This window comes from Mesorhizobium liriopis, assembly GCF_024053505.1.
GTDB classification, from domain to species: Bacteria; Pseudomonadota; Alphaproteobacteria; order Rhizobiales; family Rhizobiaceae; genus Mesorhizobium_B; species Mesorhizobium_B liriopis.
Genome location: NZ_JAMXQS010000006.1, coordinates 171,787 through 188,953 on the forward strand (window position 1 = coordinate 171,787; position 17,167 = coordinate 188,953).

General features: G+C 62.6%; 19 protein-coding genes. 9 read left to right on the forward strand and 10 right to left on the reverse strand.

Annotated elements, in window-relative coordinates; all coding sequences use genetic code 11:
• Positions 1 to 18: 18 nt before the first annotated feature.
• A complete protein-coding gene (locus tag NGM99_RS12985) occupies positions 19 to 1,686 on the reverse strand; it encodes a LysM peptidoglycan-binding domain-containing protein (protein ID WP_252819556.1) in 1,668 nt (555 codons plus the stop codon).
• Positions 1,687 to 1,795: 109 nt separating this feature from the next.
• Here NGM99_RS12985 and NGM99_RS12990 point away from each other — a divergent pair, with 109 nt between their 5' ends.
• Positions 1,796 to 2,398 (forward strand): LOG family protein, encoded by a 603-nt coding sequence (locus tag NGM99_RS12990; protein WP_252819557.1) that lies wholly within the window; start codon positions 1,796 to 1,798, stop codon positions 2,396 to 2,398.
• Between the two features lie 6 nt (positions 2,399 to 2,404).
• Here NGM99_RS12990 and rarD read toward each other — a convergent pair whose 3' ends face one another.
• The 6 genes from rarD to cysS form a co-directional block, all read right to left on the reverse strand.
• Positions 2,405 to 3,310: an EamA family transporter RarD gene (gene rarD / locus NGM99_RS12995; RefSeq protein WP_252819559.1), complete on the reverse strand. Its 906-nt coding sequence runs from the start codon at positions 3,308 to 3,310 to the stop codon at positions 2,405 to 2,407.
• A gap of 91 nt (positions 3,311 to 3,401) precedes the next feature.
• Positions 3,402 to 5,018 carry a citramalate synthase gene (gene cimA / locus NGM99_RS13000; RefSeq protein WP_252819560.1) on the reverse strand — a complete coding sequence of 539 codons (1,617 nt, stop codon included), beginning with the start codon at positions 5,016 to 5,018 and terminating at the stop codon, positions 3,402 to 3,404.
• Between the two features lie 4 nt (positions 5,019 to 5,022).
• On the reverse strand, positions 5,023 to 5,976 hold the full coding sequence (pip, locus tag NGM99_RS13005) for a prolyl aminopeptidase (RefSeq protein WP_252819562.1): 954 nt from the start codon (positions 5,974 to 5,976) through the stop codon (positions 5,023 to 5,025).
• Positions 5,973 to 6,449, reverse strand: a complete 477-nt coding sequence (locus tag NGM99_RS13010; RefSeq protein WP_252819564.1) for a GFA family protein — start codon at positions 6,447 to 6,449, stop codon at positions 5,973 to 5,975. Before NGM99_RS13010 ends, pip begins: the two co-directional genes overlap by 4 nt.
• The gene (locus tag NGM99_RS13015; protein WP_252819566.1) at positions 6,446 to 6,937 is read right to left on the reverse strand and encodes a GFA family protein; all 492 of its coding nucleotides are present in this window, start codon (positions 6,935 to 6,937) and stop codon (positions 6,446 to 6,448) included. The genes NGM99_RS13010 and NGM99_RS13015 overlap by 4 nt, the downstream gene beginning before the upstream one ends.
• Positions 6,934 to 8,367 carry a cysteine--tRNA ligase gene (gene cysS, locus NGM99_RS13020; RefSeq protein WP_252819567.1) on the reverse strand — a complete coding sequence of 478 codons (1,434 nt, stop codon included), beginning with the start codon at positions 8,365 to 8,367 and terminating at the stop codon, positions 6,934 to 6,936. Before cysS ends, NGM99_RS13015 begins: the two co-directional genes overlap by 4 nt.
• A gap of 358 nt (positions 8,368 to 8,725) precedes the next feature.
• Between cysS and NGM99_RS13025 the strand changes: the two genes are divergently transcribed.
• The 5 genes from NGM99_RS13025 to NGM99_RS13045 all read left to right on the forward strand — a co-directional run bounded on the left by NGM99_RS13025 (position 8,726) and on the right by NGM99_RS13045 (position 10,868).
• Positions 8,726 to 8,884, forward strand: coding sequence for a transcriptional regulator (locus NGM99_RS13025; RefSeq protein WP_252819569.1), 159 nt, complete (start codon positions 8,726 to 8,728; stop codon positions 8,882 to 8,884).
• Positions 8,881 to 9,297 (forward strand): NUDIX hydrolase, encoded by a 417-nt coding sequence (locus NGM99_RS13030; protein ID WP_289852473.1) that lies wholly within the window; start codon positions 8,881 to 8,883, stop codon positions 9,295 to 9,297. The genes NGM99_RS13025 and NGM99_RS13030 overlap by 4 nt, the downstream gene beginning before the upstream one ends.
• Before the next feature lie 43 nt (positions 9,298 to 9,340).
• On the forward strand, positions 9,341 to 9,703 hold the full coding sequence (locus NGM99_RS13035; protein ID WP_252820050.1) for a TIGR02301 family protein: 363 nt from the start codon (positions 9,341 to 9,343) through the stop codon (positions 9,701 to 9,703).
• A gap of 137 nt (positions 9,704 to 9,840) precedes the next feature.
• Positions 9,841 to 10,098 (forward strand): type 1 periplasmic-binding domain-containing protein, encoded by a 258-nt coding sequence (locus tag NGM99_RS13040; RefSeq protein ID WP_252819571.1) that lies wholly within the window; start codon positions 9,841 to 9,843, stop codon positions 10,096 to 10,098.
• A gap of 32 nt (positions 10,099 to 10,130) precedes the next feature.
• Complete coding sequence (locus NGM99_RS13045) at positions 10,131 to 10,868, forward strand: hypothetical protein (protein ID WP_252819573.1); 738 nt, start codon at positions 10,131 to 10,133, stop codon at positions 10,866 to 10,868.
• Here the strand turns inward: NGM99_RS13045 and NGM99_RS13050 are convergent.
• Complete coding sequence (locus NGM99_RS13050; RefSeq protein ID WP_252819575.1) at positions 10,865 to 12,202, reverse strand: dihydroorotase; 1,338 nt, start codon at positions 12,200 to 12,202, stop codon at positions 10,865 to 10,867. The genes NGM99_RS13045 and NGM99_RS13050 overlap by 4 nt on opposite strands.
• On the opposite strand from NGM99_RS13050, the gene ygfZ reads away from it, so the two are divergent.
• Positions 12,201 to 13,133 (forward strand): CAF17-like 4Fe-4S cluster assembly/insertion protein YgfZ, encoded by a 933-nt coding sequence (gene ygfZ / locus NGM99_RS13055; protein WP_353937418.1) that lies wholly within the window; start codon positions 12,201 to 12,203, stop codon positions 13,131 to 13,133. The two genes, NGM99_RS13050 and ygfZ, sit on opposite strands and share 2 nt — an antisense overlap.
• On the forward strand, positions 13,133 to 13,741 hold the full coding sequence (locus tag NGM99_RS13060) for a YfbR-like 5'-deoxynucleotidase (RefSeq protein ID WP_252819576.1): 609 nt from the start codon (positions 13,133 to 13,135) through the stop codon (positions 13,739 to 13,741). Before ygfZ ends, NGM99_RS13060 begins: the two co-directional genes overlap by 1 nt.
• Here NGM99_RS13060 and NGM99_RS13065 read toward each other — a convergent pair.
• Both NGM99_RS13065 and NGM99_RS13070 read right to left on the reverse strand, forming a co-directional pair.
• Positions 13,738 to 15,201: a RimK family ATP-grasp domain-containing protein gene (locus NGM99_RS13065; protein WP_252819578.1), complete on the reverse strand. Its 1,464-nt coding sequence runs from the start codon at positions 15,199 to 15,201 to the stop codon at positions 13,738 to 13,740. The genes NGM99_RS13060 and NGM99_RS13065 overlap by 4 nt on opposite strands.
• Positions 15,198 to 15,707, reverse strand: coding sequence for a GNAT family N-acetyltransferase (locus NGM99_RS13070; protein WP_252819580.1), 510 nt, complete (start codon positions 15,705 to 15,707; stop codon positions 15,198 to 15,200). Before NGM99_RS13070 ends, NGM99_RS13065 begins: the two co-directional genes overlap by 4 nt.
• Positions 15,708 to 15,892: 185 nt before the next feature.
• Between NGM99_RS13070 and NGM99_RS13075 the strand changes: the two genes are divergently transcribed.
• Positions 15,893 to 17,128, forward strand: a complete 1,236-nt coding sequence (locus tag NGM99_RS13075) for an MFS transporter (protein WP_252819582.1) — start codon at positions 15,893 to 15,895, stop codon at positions 17,126 to 17,128.
• Positions 17,129 to 17,167: the final 39 nt, after the last annotated feature.

Sequence of the window (17,167 nt, forward strand, 5' to 3'; positions counted from 1 at the left end):
ATGCGAATTGGAGAATGGTCAGTTCGCCGCAGGCGGGTTCGAGACGGACTGCTCGCCCATCGCGCCCATATTCGCTGCTTCACCCTCTGCAGATTTATTGGGCACCGTGAAAACCTGACCCGGCCAGATGCGGTTCGGGTTGGTGATCTGCTGCTGGTTGGCGAGGTAAATGGTCGAGTAGCGCGTGCCGAAGCCGTAGACCCGGCGCGAAATGCGCCAGAGATTGTCGCCGCGCCGGATGATCACGGCGCCATCGACGTTCTGAAGTGCTGGCGACAAGTTCTCATCGGTCTGCGCCGCTGTGTGCGCCGAGGCGACGGCGGTATCGGCACTATGGGCGTCGCCCTGCCCTGAGCCAGCGGCGGATTGCGCTGTCGATGCGCCGGGCTCAGACGACCCAGCGCCGTTGGTCTGTGCAGCCGCCTGTTCGCCGATTGGACCGTCAGCAGCGCTTTGCGCACCAACTGCACCAGCCGGCGTGCCGGGAGCAGCAGGCGACGTCTGGGATGTCGTCGCATCGGATGTGGGAGCAGCGGTCGCCTTTGCGGGAGTGCTCGGTGCCACGGCGGCGAGCGTCTCTCCAGGCTCACGCTGGAACGGCACTGCGGCGCGAGCCGTCACTTTTCCGTCCGCGCCGAGCACATCCGCGCGGACGACGTAATTTCCGACCGCAAGGTCGCGCTGCGCTTCGACCAGGAACTGGCCATCGGGCGACGCCTTGGCATCGCCCAGCAGCGTCTCGCCCGCATAAACACGGACGGTTGCGCCCGGCGCGGCACTGCCTGCGACGAAGACCTTGCGGCCTTCGATTTCGACGGCCTTGACTGCTACCGCATTCTGCGAGCCGGGCGCTCCAGCAGGTACCGTGACGCGGGGCTGCGTCTCGGTTACTGCAACCTCGGCACCGCTGGGAGCAGACGTTTTCGACGGCGCACTCTGTGCTGTTGGCGTCTGAGAACCGCCCGACGCCTGACTTTGTGTCGCCACATCCGGCATCGGCTGTGCGGGTTGCACAGCGGCGTTGCTGTCGGGCTGCGGTGCCGTCAGGATTCGGCTCGCCTCACCCGGCTGATCGACCATCGCCAGCACTTGGCCGTTCGGCTGCATGGGCACGGAAACGGTGGCCGTTTGCGGGGAGACGACCGGCTTGCCATCGGGACCTGTCGCCTGGAGCTCGATCTGGTGGTTGCCGGGCTCGAGCGGCTGGTCGAGAACGATAGCGAAATCGCCCCCCGGTCCCGCCTGCGCACTGCCTAGGACCTTGCCGCCGAGCCGAAGTTCGACCTTGGCGTTCGGCGCCGCCTGCCCCGCCACGACTGCCGAACCATCACCCTCGACCCGAACGACGTCGAAGGACGGCGTCGCGACAATTGCTGCGGCAGGGTTCGCATTCGCCGATGATGGCGCCGTCCCTTGTTCGGGCTGCGCCATGTCAGCTGGCGGCGTTGTGGCCTGTTCAGTGCCGACAGACGTCCGATCACCCTTCGGCGCGCTCGCGGCGACGTCCGTGGTGCGACCTTCCTTGCTCGTCGTTCCAGCCACCGGCGAATTGACAGCACCATTCTGCGCGGCTTGTTGCGACGGCGAAGCGCTCGGCTGCCAGCGGCCGGCGACATATGCCGCGCCAGTCACAGCCAGCACACCGCCCAGCACAAACAAAAATATCTTCAACGGCTTGTTAGCCATTCTTCCAGCTCCCACCACCCCCATGGATTTAGCGGCTTTTGCCGGCGCTCACAAGAAACGCGTGCTGCGCTCTTGACGAGTTACGAGCGCCATCCCCAATCAGTTTCCCATGACCATGATTCGATCCGTCTGCGTGTATTGCGGTTCCTCCAACGGGAACGGTGGGCTTTATCGAGCGGCGGGCGTCGCGCTGGGCCGAAGCATCGGCGAGGCCGGGCTGAGACTTGTTTATGGCGGTGGCACGCGCGGCATCATGGGCGCGGTCGCCGAAGGGGCGATGGCCGCGGGCGGCACGGTCACCGGCATCATTCCGAGCTTTCTGCTCGACAAGGAGGCGTCGCGCGATGCGCTGGCGCATCTGACCGAAGTCACCATCACCGAGAACATGCATGAGCGCAAGCACGCGATGTTCGAGCGCTCCGATGCCTTCGTTGCAATGCCCGGCGGCATCGGCACGCTGGAGGAGATCGTCGAGATCATGACCTGGGGACAGCTCGGCCGTCACCACAAACCGATCCTGTTTGCCAACATCAACGGCTTCTGGGACCCGATGCTCACACTTCTCGATCACATGCGCACGGAGGGTTTCGTCCATACCGGTCACCTGGTTCAGCCGCTTGTGGTGGATACGGCCGAAAAGATCGTGCCCGCCCTGCTCGCGGCAGGCAGTTCCGGGAACAGCGGCGATGCGCCGATTATTCAGAAAATGTAGGGGCGCTCACCGCTTTCTGAAGATCGACCAGGTGTAGACGACGAGCGACAGCCAGATCAGGATGAAAGCGATGCCGCGAACGGTGCTGAAGGGTTCGCGGAAGACGAATACCGCGATCAGGAACACCAGCGTCGGTGCGATGTATTGCATGATGGCGATGGTCGACAGGCGCAGGCGCTTGGCGCCGTTGGCGTAGAGGATCAGCGGGATCGCTGTGACCAGGCCCGATGCCATCAGCAGAACCGTGTCCTGCCAGCCCGTCACGCCGAAATGTGCCGTGCCGCTCTGGCCGACCCAGAAAAGGCAGATCAGCGCCAGCGGCGAGAGCAGAAGGACTTCCAGAAAGAAACCCTGATTTGCGCCGATCGGCAGAGCTTTCTTGAGCAGCGCATAGACGCCCCAAGAGCCGGCAAGGCCAAGCGAAACCCAAGGCAGGCCGCCGGTTTCCCATGTCAGGAGTGCGACGGCCGCAGCCGCGATTCCCACCGCAACCATCTGCAGTCCATTAAGCTTCTCGCCGAGAACGGCGGCTGCTAGCAGAACGCTGATGAGCGGATTGATGTAATAGCCGAGCGCGCCTTCCACGGCGTGGCCCGAGCCGATCGCCCAGACATAGATGCTCCAGTTGACCGTCAGGAAGCCGGCCATCAGCATCCCCATGCCGATCATGCGCGGCGAGATCAGGGCTTCGCGCAACTCTTTGGTCCGGCCGGTCAGGATTACGACCAAGCCCGCAATCGGCAGCGACCAGAGAATCCGGTGCGCGACCACTTCGAAGATCGGGATGTGCCCGACCGCCTTCAGGTAGAATGGCAGGAAGCCCCAGAGCAGGTAGGCCGAGAAAGCGAAGGCGAAACCCTTGCGGCTCTCATCGGCGGGCGCATCGACCGGCGCGGCGGCGAGTGTCGACATCGGGCGTTTCTCCAGACGGCTTTTGACCCCGCCTCTGCGCCTGTTCAGCCCCGCTTACCAGTTCAATTCGTTGATCCAACCATTAACGGCTCTACTCCGCGGCTGCCCGCCCCGCGAGATCGCGGTTCTTCATGAGCTTGAAGACGATGGAATCCATCAGGGCCTGGAAGGACGCGTCGATGATGTTGTCCGAGACACCAACGGTAGTCCAACGCGCGCCTGCGCCATCATGCGATTCGATCAGGACACGCGTCGTGGCTGCGGTGCCGCCATTGAGGATGCGGACTTTGAAGTCCACGAGTTCAAGGTCGGCGATCTCGCGCTGGTATTTGCCGAGGTCCTTCCGCAGCGCGATGTCGAGCGCGTTAACCGGGCCATGACCTTCGGCGACAGACATCTTCTCTTCACCGTCGATCAGCACTTTCACGACCGCTTCCGAGAAGGTGCGCAGCGTTCCGTTCGCGTCGTAGCGGCGCTCGACGGTGCAGCGGAAGCTCGTGACGTGAAAGAAGTCCGGCACCGTGTCGAGCATGCGGCGGGCGAGGAGCTCGAAGCTCGCATCCGCCCCTTCATAGGCGTAGCCCTCGGCCTCACGCTCCTTGACCAGCGCCACGAGGGCATCGAGGCGTCCCTCGCCTTTCGGCACGTCGATGCCGCGACGCTTGAGTTCGGCCACGAAATTGGCCTTGCCGCCCTGGTCGGAAACCATGACGCGCCGGCGATTGCCGACGCTTTCGGGTGGCACATGCTCGTAAGTGGCCGGTTCCTTGAGCAAAGCCGAAGCGTGAATTCCGGCTTTGGTCGCAAACGCCGACTGGCCCACATAAGGCGACTGTGCATCCGGCGCGCGGTTCAACAGCTCGTCGAACCCGCGCGAGAGATGCGTGATTCCTGCCAGCGCGTCTGGGGAGATGCCGGTCTCGAAGCGCTCGGCATAAGCAGGCTTGAGCAGCAAGGTCGGGATCAAGGAGACGAGATTCGCATTGCCGCAACGCTCGCCGATGCCGTTCAAGGTGCCTTGGATCTGGCGCGCGCCGGCCTCGACGGCGGCCAGCGCATTCGCGACGGCCTGACCCGTATCGTTGTGCGGATGGATTCCGAGTTGTGCGCCGGGGATGCCGCCCCTCACGACCTGCTCGACGATTGCCCGCACTTCGCTCGGTTGGGTGCCGCCATTGGTGTCGCACAGCACGACCCATCGCGCACCGGCTTCATAGGCTGTTCGCGCGCAGGCAAGGGCGTAGGTCGGGTTCGCCTTGAAGCCGTCGAAGAAATGCTCGCAATCGACCATTACCGCCCGGCCCGCAGCCGAGGCCGCCTCGACCGAGGCACGGATGGCGTCGAGGTTTTCGTCCTTTGTGCAGCCCAGCGCCACGCGTACGTGGTAGTCCCAACTCTTGGCCACGAAACACACGGCATCGGCTTCCGCGCGTAGGAGCGTCGCGAGACCGGGGTCGTTCGAGGCCGAGACGCCGACGCGCTTGGTCATGCCGAAGGCGACGAACTTCGCCTTCGCGGTGCGTTTGCGCGTGAAGAAGGCCGTGTCCAGCGGGTTTGCACCGGGATAGCCGCCTTCGACGTAATCGACGCCGAGTTCATCGAGCATGCGCGCAATCGAGATTTTCTCCTCGAGCGAGAAATCGATGCCGGGTGTCTGTTGGCCGTCACGCAGGGTCGTGTCGAAAAGATAGATGCGTTCCCGCGACATAAGCCTAGCTCGCGTAGTGATCTGTGGCGCGGATCAGGCGGTCGAGGATGCCGGGTTCGGAATAAGCGTGCCCGGCCCCCTCGATCAGATGAAATTCGGCTTCCGGCCATGCCTTGTGCAGCTCCCAGGCGAAGCGCGCGGGGCATGGCATGTCGTAGCGACCGTGGACGATGGTGCCGGGGATGCTGCGGAGCTTATGAGCACCGCGGATCAGCTGCCCCTCCTCCAGCCAGCCGGCATGGACGAAATAGTGGTTCTCGATGCGTGCGAAAGCCAGCGCAAACTCGTCTTCGCCGAATTTGCCGCTGGTTTCAGGCTCGGGCAGGAGCGTGATGGTTTCGCCTTCCCAGATACTCCACGCGCGCGCCGCCTCGATCTGCGCCTTGCGATCATCCCCGACCAGCCGCTTGCGGTAGGCGCCCATCATGTCGCCACGCTCTTCCGGCGGTATCGGGGCCACGAAGCGTTCCCATTTGTCGGGAAACATCTCGGAGACACCGAACTGGTAGTACCAGGCGAGCTCGGCTCGCGTCAGAGTATAGACGCCGCGCACGACGAGTTCGCTGACCCGCTCGGGATGGGCTTCGGCGTAAGCCAGCGCCAGCGTAGAGCCCCAAGAGCCACCGAAGACGAGCCACTTCTCCACACCGATCATTTCGCGGAGCCGTTCGATATCGGCCACGAGATGCCATGTCGTGTTGGCTTCGAGCGAGGCGTTGGGCACTGATTTACCGCAGCCGCGCTGATCGAACAGGATCAGATCGTAGCGCGCCGGATCGAAGAGACGCCGGTGCTTCGGGCTGAACGCACCGCCCGGACCACCGTGGAGGAACATTGCCGGCTTCGCACCACGTGTGCCGACGCGCTCCCAATAGATTTGATGGCCGTCGCCGACATCGAGCATGCCGCTGTCGAAGGGCTCGATCTCGGGATAAAGTGTCCGCAACGTCCCGCTCACAGCTTCAGTCCCTGACGCGGCCAATTCTCGGTATCGTGGTCGGGATGCTGGAAGGAGATGATGCTTTCCTGCCGCATCGCATCCTCCGCGTCGTTCCGATGCGGCTGGTCGAAGATTTCCTCGACCCACGGCAGGCGCGCGGAGTAATTGACCTGAATGCGCGGCATCAGATTGTCGCGGTCATCGAAGGCGCCGATGGCGATGTCGATGCCTTGCGGATAGCGATAGGTCAGCGGCGTTCCACACTGCTTGCAGAAGCCCCGCGCGATGTTGACCGAGGACTGGAAATAGCTCGGCTCCTCGCGGGTCCATTCCAGCCTCTCGCGCGGCACGGTCACCAACGGGCCGAAAAAGCCGCCGAAGGCTTTTTGGCACATGCGGCAATGGCAGATGGAAGCGCGGCCGAGTTCGCCGCGTATGCGAAAGCGCACGGCGCCACATTGGCAACCGCCGGTTCGGATCGTCTCGCTCATGCGTGCTTCTCCAAGGGCCACTGATCGGTATCGTGATCGGGATGCTGATAGGACACGATGTCCAGCAAATAGCTGGATGCATCGGTGTCGTCGAACGTGTCATGGCCCGGAAGCGACGGCACGCTATCGACGTACGGCAAAGCCGCCTCGCGGCCCCACTGGACGGTTGGCGCCAGTGACGAGGGGTCATCGAATGCGCCGACCGTCAGTGCGATGCCTTCCGGCGTCTCGAAGGTCAGCGGCGTGCCGCACTCAGCGCAGAAACCGCGCTTGACGTGATTGGACGACTGAAATCGCTTCGGCTCGCCGCGCGTCCATTCCAGCGTCGCATCGCCCGTGCCGACGAGCGTCAGATACAGATTGCCGGCCGCCTTCTGGCACATGCGGCAGTGACAGACGGAAGGCGACTCGATGGCGCCTTCCACGTGGAAGCGGACGGCACCACACTGGCAGCCGCCCGAGAAAGTGGGCCTGTTGTCGAGGCTCATCGGTTGACCTCCCAAGTCGTGATGCGCTCTCCCGTCGCCGGGTCTTTGCCGTCCTTGAGCTGGACACCTTCGGCAAGAAGCTCGTCGCGAATCCTGTCAGCTTCGCCCCAATCCTTCGCGCGGATCAACTGCAAGCGCTGCTCGATCCGCGCGGTAAGCTTCTCGGCTTCGTCTGCATCGAGTTGCTTGGCAGTGAAATCCAATCCGAGAAGTTCCGCAGCGGCCCGAAACTCACCCGCGGCAATACCCTCGCCACGCTGGCTGAAGAGCCAGTTCAGCGCAGCGGCAGTGTTGAGATCGTCCCCGATGGTCTCGAGAAATTCCGATGGGACATTCGACGCCGGCGTGTTGCCGATAAAGGAGCGCGCCCGTGCCACGAGGTTCTCCGCCTCCTGAAGCTTGCGGACGCTGAAATCGATCGGCTCGCGGTAGTGCGTCATCAGCATCGCCAGACGCAGCACCTCGCCCGGCCATGCCCGCCCCCCGAACTTGTCGGTTTCCAATAGCTCGGCGATGGTGACGAAATTGCCCTCGCTCTTGGACATCTTGCGCCCTTCGACCTGCACGAATCCGTTGTGAAGCCAGTAATTGGCCATCACTTCCGTGCCATGCGCACAGCGCGACTGGGCGATCTCGTTCTCATGGTGGGGGAAGATCAAGTCGAGCCCACCGCCATGGATGTCGAAGACTTTGCCGAGATAGGCAGCCGACATGGCGGAACACTCGATGTGCCAGCCGGGGCGGCCACGGATGGGGATTTTCTGCCCATCGACCTCGAAGGATGCATCCCAGCCGGGCTCGTCCGCGCTGGAGGATTTCCAGAGCACGAAGTCGGCGGGGTTTCGCTTGTGCGCATCCACCGCCACGCGCGCGCCGGCCTGCTGCTCGTCGAGAGGACGTTTCGAAAGCGCGCCGTAATCGGCCATCGAGCGGGTGTCGAACAGGATTTCACCTTCCGCCTCATAAGCATGACCGCGTTTGATGAGATCCTGAATGATGCTCACCATATCGGCCTTGCCATCCGCGCGCGGCAGCACGAACTCGGTAGCGCGCGGCTGCACGGTCGGGTTCAAGCAGCCGAGCGCCTGGACGTCCTTCTGATACTGCGCCGCCGTCGTTTCCGTCACCTTGCGGATCGCGTCGTTGAGCGGCAGGCCGGGATGGTCGCGCAAGGCGCGCGCGTTGATCTTGTCGTCCACGTCCGTGATGTTGCGGGCATAGGTGACGTGATCGTCACCGTAGAGGTGGCGCAGCAGACGGAACAGCACGTCGAAGACGATGGCCGGGCGCGCATTGCCGATATGGGCATAGTCGTAGACGGTGGGCCCGCAGACATACATGCGCACGTTCTTCGCATCGATCGGCAGGAAGGCCTGCTTTTCTCGCGCCAGCGTGTTGTAAAGCCTCAGCTTCGGTGTGCCGTCAGTCATCAAGTCCGCCCGTCAGAGAACGCGAAAAGCTCAACCGCCCGCCGGCTGGTCGGGTGGGTTCTCGTGCAGTCTCAGTGAGAGGGCGAAAACGTCCGGACCAGCCAAAGGGCTAGCCGATAATGCAGATGCCGGAAATGGCCGTGGACGCGTTCATGCGTGTCTCTTCTTCCACACGGCAAAGAAAATCAAGTCCCGACACAATCGAACGCCCCGGGCGGCATCGGTTCGAAACACTTCGTTAAGCATGAGAGCGCTTCGCTGAAACATCTTGATACGAAGGTTGAACGTGGCGTCACGAATTCGACCGAATCCGCCAACACTTCTTCGGTCCATAGGGACACGAGATCGGGAGAGAACAATGTCCGCCAAGAAGCCGGAAGCCGAACGAGCGCAAATCGACAACCAGGCGCTTGCCACCCAGTATCGTGAGATCGGCCCTGCCGCGCTCGTCGCAGCCCTGCTTTGCGCCGCCAAGAAGGGCAAGAAGGCTGACGAGGGCAAAAAGAAAGCCGCTTGAGCGGCAGTCCGCAACCACTGGCGCTGATCGAAGCGGTTTCGGTCGCGCTCAGGCAGGGCGATGCCCTGCTTCTGGTCAAGCGCGGTCGCGCACCATCGCTTGGCTTATACGCGTTCCCGGGTGGCCGGGTCGAACCGGGCGAGACGCTGATCGAGGCCGCGCGCCGCGAACTTTTCGAGGAAACCGCGCTTCGTGCCGCGCATCTCGAACATCTCCGCACCATTCTGCTGCCCGCCGAAGGCGACAATGGCACGCCGCATTACTCGCTGACGGTCTTTCTCGGCGAGAACCCGTCGGGCGATCTGCAGGCAGGCGACGATGCGGCCGAAGCTGGATTCTTCACGCTGGCTGAAATGGCATCCCTCCCCATCACCGCCTCGACTTTTGATGCCGCTCGTTCGATTTTGAGCTAAACGCGCCTTATCGCCGTCAAAATGGGCGTGCTTGTTGGTGCCCATGCGTTTGGTTGCGTGCGTCTCTGCTGGTCTGTTGTTGTGCGCGACGCCGTTGCGCGCGGCCGAAGCCCCGTTCGAACCGAGCTTGCTCCGATTGGCCGAGATTCTCGGCTCGCTTCACTTCCTGCAGACATTGTGCGGTGGCGAATCGCGCGACTGGCGCATGGAGATGGAGACCCTTCTTGACGCCGAGAAGCCGAGCGCGGAGCGCCGCGCACGCTTCATCGCCGGCTTCAACAGCGGCTATCGTGCTTACGCGGCAAATTATACGACCTGCACGCCCTCGGCGAGGGCAGCCATCGCGCTTTATGCAAAAGAGGGCGAGAAGCTCACACGGGAAGTAACCGGCCGTTTCGGCAATTAGGCAACTGTTAACCTTTAATTCGCGTCGGCGGTTTCGCGCGAAATCAGGCATGGTAGAACTCTTAACGAGACATTAATTCATCGATTCAAATTGGCTGGGGCATTCCCGGTCGTGAGAACCGAAGCGGGGGCGAGCATATGGCTCAGGGCATGAACGAAATCGACGCGCTGGTGCGCGAGGAAAAGCGTCTGACCGCCGTGGATTGCCACAACGAAGCCTGGGCCGAGGGCCTGTCGGCCGGCATCGAGCCCGATATCATCGCGGAAGCGGCGTTGACCACCGCATTCGGCGAGCTTTGCCGCTCGAGCGGCGAAAATGCCGCCCTTGCCTTGCTCGACCGCATGCGTTCGATGGTGGAAGCGGGCGAGTTCGAGCCGTCGAAGCTGAAGCACTGAGCCGACCGCTTCGCAACTCTGGAATTTCCTCGATGACGATTACCCCCAACCGTCTCACTGCTTCCCGTGCTCTTCTGCTCGCCCTTACGCTTGGTGTCAGTTCCTTCGTCTCCTCATCGGCGTGGGCCTTGAGCGAAATCCAGCGCGAAGAAATTCCGGCGCCTGCCGGTGAACAGCCGACGCAAAGCGCGCCGGACGCGACGACGCCCGCTCAGCCCGAAGCGGGCGAAGGAGCTGAGACACCTGCGCCTGAAGGTGGTGACAAAGCTCAGGCGCCGACCGCAGAGGAAGACGAGACACCTCCGCCGCCCATCGAATACGACCTTCCGAAACTGCCAGAAGCAGTGAAGCGCACGCATGATCAGCTGATCGAGATCGCCAAGAGTGGCGAGATCGAGAAACTGCGCCCTCTGCTCGGCACAGGCGATGAGGCCACCCAGCTTTCCGTCGGCGAAGTCTCGAGCGATCCGATCGAATTCCTGAAATCCGCTTCCGGCGATGGTCAGGGCTATGAGATCCTCGCCATCCTGCAGGAAATCCTGTCGGCCGGTTTTGTCCACCTCGATGCGGGCGAACCGGAAGAGCTTTATGTCTGGCCCTATTTCTTCGCCGTGCCGCTCGACACGCTCGACGGTCGCCAGCAGGTCGAGCTGTTCAAGCTGATCACGGCTGGCGATTTCGAAGAGATGAAATCGGTCGGCAATTATATTTTCTATCGCGCTGGCATCACGCCACAGGGCCGCTTCGCCTTCTTCCTCGCAGGCGACTAAGCGCTCGCTCCCAGGGTCTCACTAAACCTGATCGGCTGGCCGCCACCTGCGGCCGCCAACTCGCCTTCCCACATCCGCATATTGCCGCGCACGATGGTGCCGACCGGCCAGCCGGTGACCTTGCGCTCATGATGCGGCGTCCAGCCCGCCTTCGAACCGGCTTGTTCGTTCTTAATCGTCTCACGCCGCTTGAGATCGACGACGGTGAAGTCGGCATCGTACCCGACCGCGATACGCCCTTTGCCGGCGATGCCGAACAAACGCGCAGGACCGGCGCTCGTCATGTCGACGAACCGTTCGAGCGACAGGCGGCCGTTCGCAACATGATCGAGCATTACCGGAACGAGCGTCTGCACACCGGTCATGCCCGAGGGCGATTGCGGATAGGACTTGGCCTTTTCCTCCAAAGTGTGCGGCGCATGGTCCGAGCCGAGAATGTCGAGGATGCCGCTTGCCAGGCCCTCCCATAGCCCGTCGCGATGGAAGGTCTCTCGCACCGGCGGGTTCATCTGCAGTAGCGTGCCGAGGCGGGCATAATCGTCAGATGAAAGCGTCAAGTGGTGCGGCGTCACCTCGGCACTCGCATAATCTTTGGCGGCTGCGAGCAGCGGGAGTTCGTCACGCGTCGAGATGTGCAGCACATGGATGCGCGCGCCGGTCTCCTTCGCGATCCGCAGAAGGCGACTCGTCGAACTGACGGCAGCTTCGACATCGCGCCAGACATGGTGCGACGTGGGATCGCCCGGGCGCCGCTCGTCGAGACGCGCGCGCAGGCGGAATTCGTCCTCGGAGTGAAATGCCGCGCGGCGGCGCGTGTTGCGCAAGATGGCCCGCACGCCCTCGTCGTCCTCCACCAGCAGGCTGCCGGTCGAGGAGCCCATGAATACCTTGATGCCGGCCGCCGCCGGCAGGCGTTCCAGTTCGGCCACCTCATGCGCGTTCTCGCGCGTGCCGCCGACCCAGAAGGCGAAGTCGCAATGCATCCGACGCGTCGCGCGCCGCACTTTGTCCGCAAGTGTCGCTTCGCTCGTCGTAAGCGGATTGGTGTTCGGCATTTCGAAAACACCGGTGACGCCGCCCAGGACCGCCGCACGTGAGCCGCTTTCGAGGTCTTCCTTGTGATCCAACCCGGGCTCACGAAAATGCACCTGCGTGTCGATCACGCCCGGCAGAACGTGCAGGCCGGCGCAGTCGATGGTCTCACCGGCACTCACGCCAGCAAGCGCGCCGATTGCCGCGATGCGTCCCGAGCGGATGCCGATGTTTCGCGTCCCCACTCCATCCTGATTGACGACGGTTCCGTTCAGAAGAAGGAGGTCGAAGGTATCGGCCATGCAGGTTCGTCCCTTGCTCGCGCTCAGGCTCGGGCATAATTACGCCCTGCCCCTTCCGCAAGCTTCAGCGCCAAACGAACCCATGCCATCCGCAATTCTTTCCAACCGCGCTCTCCTTCGTCTTTCAGGCGAGGATGCGGCGTCGTTCCTCCAGAACCTCGTCACCACGGACATCGATTTGATCGGTAACGACGAAATCCGCGCATCAGCGCTGCTCTCGCCGCAGGGAAAGGTCATGTTCGACTTTCTCGTCTCGCGCGACGGCGAGGAGCTTCTTCTCGAAACTCGCGCCGATATCGCAGCCGATCTGGCCAAGCGACTGACGCTATACAAGCTGCGCGCGAAGGTTGTGATTTCTCAGCCGGAGCAGGTTGTTGCCAAAGTTTTCTGGGACGATGATTCAGCGTCGGTGATGTCCGGCAGCAAGCGTGACACACGGTTCAAGGGGCTGGTCGTGTGGCGTGTTTATTTGGATGCTGGACAATCATCGAACGAAGATGAGTGGAACCGCCTCCGTATTGCATCTGGCGTGGTCGAAAGCGGATCTGACTACGCGCTCGGCGATGCGTTTCCCCATGACATCTCATTCGACCAGAATAGTGGGGTCGGCTTCGGCAAAGGGTGTTTCGTCGGACAGGAAGTGGTTTCGCGCATGAAGCACCGCGGGACGGCACGACGGCGGGTGCTGATTCTCGAAGGCAGCGACGCCTTGCCCGTGACGGGCACGGATGTCACGGCGAACGGACGGCCGCTCGGGTCGCTCGGGACGGTTGACGGAAACAAGGCGCTCGCGATCCTGCGCATCGACCGTGTGGCTGATGCGCTCAACGGCGCATTGGCGATTCTGGCGGGCAGCGTCCCGGTCACAGCATCGCTTCCGCCGGATGTGAGCTACAGCTTTCCCGCCGACACCACGTCGGCCCAAGACTAATGCCGCCGCGCAAAGATGCCAGCCCGCGTGCGTGGCAGCGGATGTTGTCCGGTCGGCGGCTCGACCTTCTCGATCCCTCGCCGCTCGATATCGAACTCAGCGACATCGCCCATGGACTTGCCCGCGTTGCGCGCTGGAACGGCCAGACGCTCGGCGCGCATGCCTTTTCGGTGGCGCAGCATTCGCTTCTGGTCGAGGATATCTTCGGCCTGATAGGCGAGGAGCCAAGCCCGAAGGAGCGGATCGCGGCACTGCTGCACGACGCCGCCGAGTATGTGATCGGCGACATGATCTCACCCTTCAAGGCAGTCGTCGGCGGTGGCTATCGGGAGGTCGAACATCGCCTGCGCCATGCCATCCATTTGCGGTTTGGGCTCAAGCCCGACCTTTCCAAGAAGCTCGAGGCGCGGATCAAGCGAGCGGATCAGGTGGCCGCCTATCTCGAAGCCACCGTGCTTGCGGGCTTTTCAAACACCGAGGCAGCAGCTTTTTTCGGAAAGCCGAGTGAAATCGTGGTCGAGCGTTTCGATGTGACGCCGCAGCCGGTCGAGCAGGTGCAGAACGCTTTCCTCGAAAGATTTTCAGCGCTCGAAGCTGCGAGGCACTAACGCGCGGTTCGTTCCAGCCGGTCGAGGAACCATTGGGTGAGGCGCACCCAAACCTCGTCCTTCTCTCCCGAATCTTCATAGCCATGGTCGAGGTTCGGGTTGTCGTTGACCTCGATCACCGTCACGCCGTCTTTCGTCTCCTTCAGATCGACGCCATAAAGTCCATTGCCGATACAACTCGCCGCGCGCACGGCCGTATCGACCACATGAGCAGGTGCGTCCCTGAGCGTGAAGGTGCGCACGCCGCCCTGATCCGGCTTACCGTTCCGCTCGTGATTGACGATCTGCCAGTGCTTCTTGGCCATCATGTACTGCACGGCGAAAAGCGGTCTGCCGCCGAGCACGCCGACGCGCCAGTCATAGGCGGTCGGCACATATTCCTGCGCAATCAGCAGATCGGAGTCCTCGAGCCACTTGCCGGCAATCTGAGCTAGCTCATTCGGATTATTCGCTTTCTTCACCCCGCGCGAGAAAGAACCGTCCGGAATTTTCAGGACCAACGGAAAGCCAAGCGTATCGGCGGCTTGCTCGAACTCCTGCGGGCCCGCGATCATCATCGTTGCGGGAACAGGCACCTTGTTGGCGCTCATCAGTTCGTTGAGATAGACCTTATTGGTGCAGCGGATCATCGACAGCGAGTCATCGATGACCGGCATGCCCTCCTGCTCCGCGCGACGCGCAAAGCGGTAGGTATGATTGGAGATCGCCGTCGTCTCGCGGATGAACAGCGCATCGTAATTGGCGAGTTTGGCCAAATCCTTCCGCGTGATCGGCTCGACCTCCACTCCCATCTTCTCCGCGATGCGCGCCCAGTAGCGCAGCGACGCGACCGTAGAGGGCGGCATGTCCTCCTGCGGATTGACGAGCGTGGCGAACGTAAAGCGCGCGGGGGTTCGCGTCTTCCCATCGCGCCACTCGCGGCTCGTGTAGGCGTCGAGGCATGCGAGAAACCGCGTACGCTCCTCACCATCGATGCGGCCGAGCGGCTTGAAGGCGATCTTGCGGATCGACGCCCATCCGTCAGCGTCCTTGATCGAAACCTCCAGCGCCGGCGCGCGGAACCAGTCGAAGAGCAGCTTGGCGAAGCGTTCCCAGGGTTTGGATGGCGCGATACCGAAAAAGATCACGATCCTGGCCGGAAAGTCTCCGCCAAGTTCCTTTCGGCATTTGTTGAGCGAAACTTCGAGTTCCGGCAGCGCGGTCTCGTAGAGCTTGCGCTCGGAGAGATCGATCATCGTCTCGACGGTCGGGATCACCTTGTGTCCGCGTGAGCTGGCAAGCAGCGACGCGTAGTAGCCGCGACTTTGATAGCCCGTGCTGCCAGCGAGATTGATGACCTTTGGCCGCTGTCCGTTGAACAGCGTTGGATGGACGAGATAATCTTTCGCCGTGATGATCTTGTGCGGCGTGGCGACCTGATCGAGGTCCCCCGGACGGCTGGTGACGATCACCCAGCTCATCGGAGAACCGCCTGTCCCAACGACTTGATGAAGTGCAAGGCAGTCGCGCCGTCAGAATAGTAGTTCTTCGTTTCGCCCAACAATTCGTAGCCGTCGCGCCGGTACAGGCTTACCGCAGGTTCATTGTCCGCGCGAACCTCGAGGCTGACGGCCTCGCATCCCCGCTCCCTCGCCGCACGCTCCATCTCAGCAAGCAATGCTCTCCCAACGCCTTTACCCCGGGCGGCTTGCGCGACAGCCAGTGAATAGAGTCTGCAGCGCCTGGAGTAAGACCGGAACAGCACGACTGCGCATCCGGCGATCAGGGTGCCCTCAACGGCGACGAGCACTGCCGCGCTGGGTGCTCCGACAAGGCGCGCGAATGATCGGCGGGAGATACGATCCTGGCTGAAGGCTTCGTTCTCCAAGGCGACGATCGCGTTCAGATCCGATAAGGTCGCATGACGAATGTTCAGCGAGCCCCCATCGTACCTCACTACTGGCACTGCCTCAGTCTGCGTGCTCATGAAAGCCCCGATCCCACCCTCAGGCACACGCAAGGTGCCGCGCGCAAACGCCCGTGCAATACGGCTACAGTGTGACGCGTTCGCCTGATCGGCGCATCAGAGTTTCTGACGCATTCATCCGGCGAATTGAATTAACTTGCGCGCCCCGTCGCGCTAGAAATCCTGATCCTTCCGGAGTTCATCCCATGACCGTCGCAAATCCTCCGCGTCAGTCCAGCGCGTCGCTTCCCTGGCTGGTGATCGGCTGCGGCTGCCTCGTCGCGGCGCTGACCTTCGGACCGCGCTCCGCAATGGGCTTTTTCCAGCTGCCCATGATCACCGACAGGGGCTGGGACCGCGCGACGTTCGGCCTCGCCATGGCGATCCAGAACCTCTTCTGGGGCCTCGGCCAACCGCTCTTCGGCGCAATGGCCGACAAGTTCGGAACATGGCGCGTGCTCACGCTTGGCGGGGTGCTCTATGCAGTGGGCCTGCTGATGATGGCGCATGCCAACAATGTCGCGATGCTGCATATCGGCGGCGGCGTGCTGATCGGCCTCGGGATCGCGGCCGGTTCCTTCAGCATCGTCCTCGCGGCCTTTGCGCGGAAGGTTTCGCCGGAGCGACGCAGTCTTGTTTTCGGCCTCGGCACGGCGGCCGGTTCGGCGGGCATGTTCCTGTTCGCGCCCATCAGTCAAGCGATGATCGGCACCTATGGCTGGTCCGATACGCTGAGCATCTTCTCGATACTCCTGCTGATCGTACCGCTTCTCGCCATCCCGCTTGCCGGCAACTCGTCTACCGGACAATCGGCGCAGGCAGAGATGCAGCAGACGGCAGCACAGGCGTTGCGCGAGGCCGCCGGGCACCGCTCCTACCTGCTGCTCGTGTCCGGCTTCTTCGTGTGCGGCTTTCAGGTCGCCTTCATCACCGCGCACTTTCCGGCCTATATCGGCGACCTCGGAATCGCGCCGCGTTATGCGGTGATCGCGCTCGCCCTGATCGGTTTCTTCAACATCATCGGCTCACTCGCAGCCGGCTTCATCGGCCAGCGCCAGCCCAAGCCCTATGTTCTGGCCTTCATCTATTTCGGCCGCTCGGTCGTGGTGACACTGTTTCTGCTCCTGCCGCAAACGCCGACGAGCGTGATCGTTTTCTCAGTTGTCATGGGTCTGCTATGGCTTTCAACCGTGCCGCCGACCAACGGCCTGGTCGCGACCATGTTCGGCACTCGTCACCTCGGCATGCTCGGCGGCATGGTGTTTCTGTCGCACCAGATCGGATCGTTCCTGGGCGTTTGGCTCGGCGGGGAGCTGTATGACCTGATGGGTTCATACGATCCCGTCTGGTGGCTGGGCGTAGCACTGGGACTGTTGGCGGCGCTCGTTCATCTTCCCATCCAGGAGCGACCCGTCGTCCGCGCCCAGCCTGCGGCAGCCTGACCCCATGGACTTGGCGCGGGAGCTTTGCCAAAGCTCTCG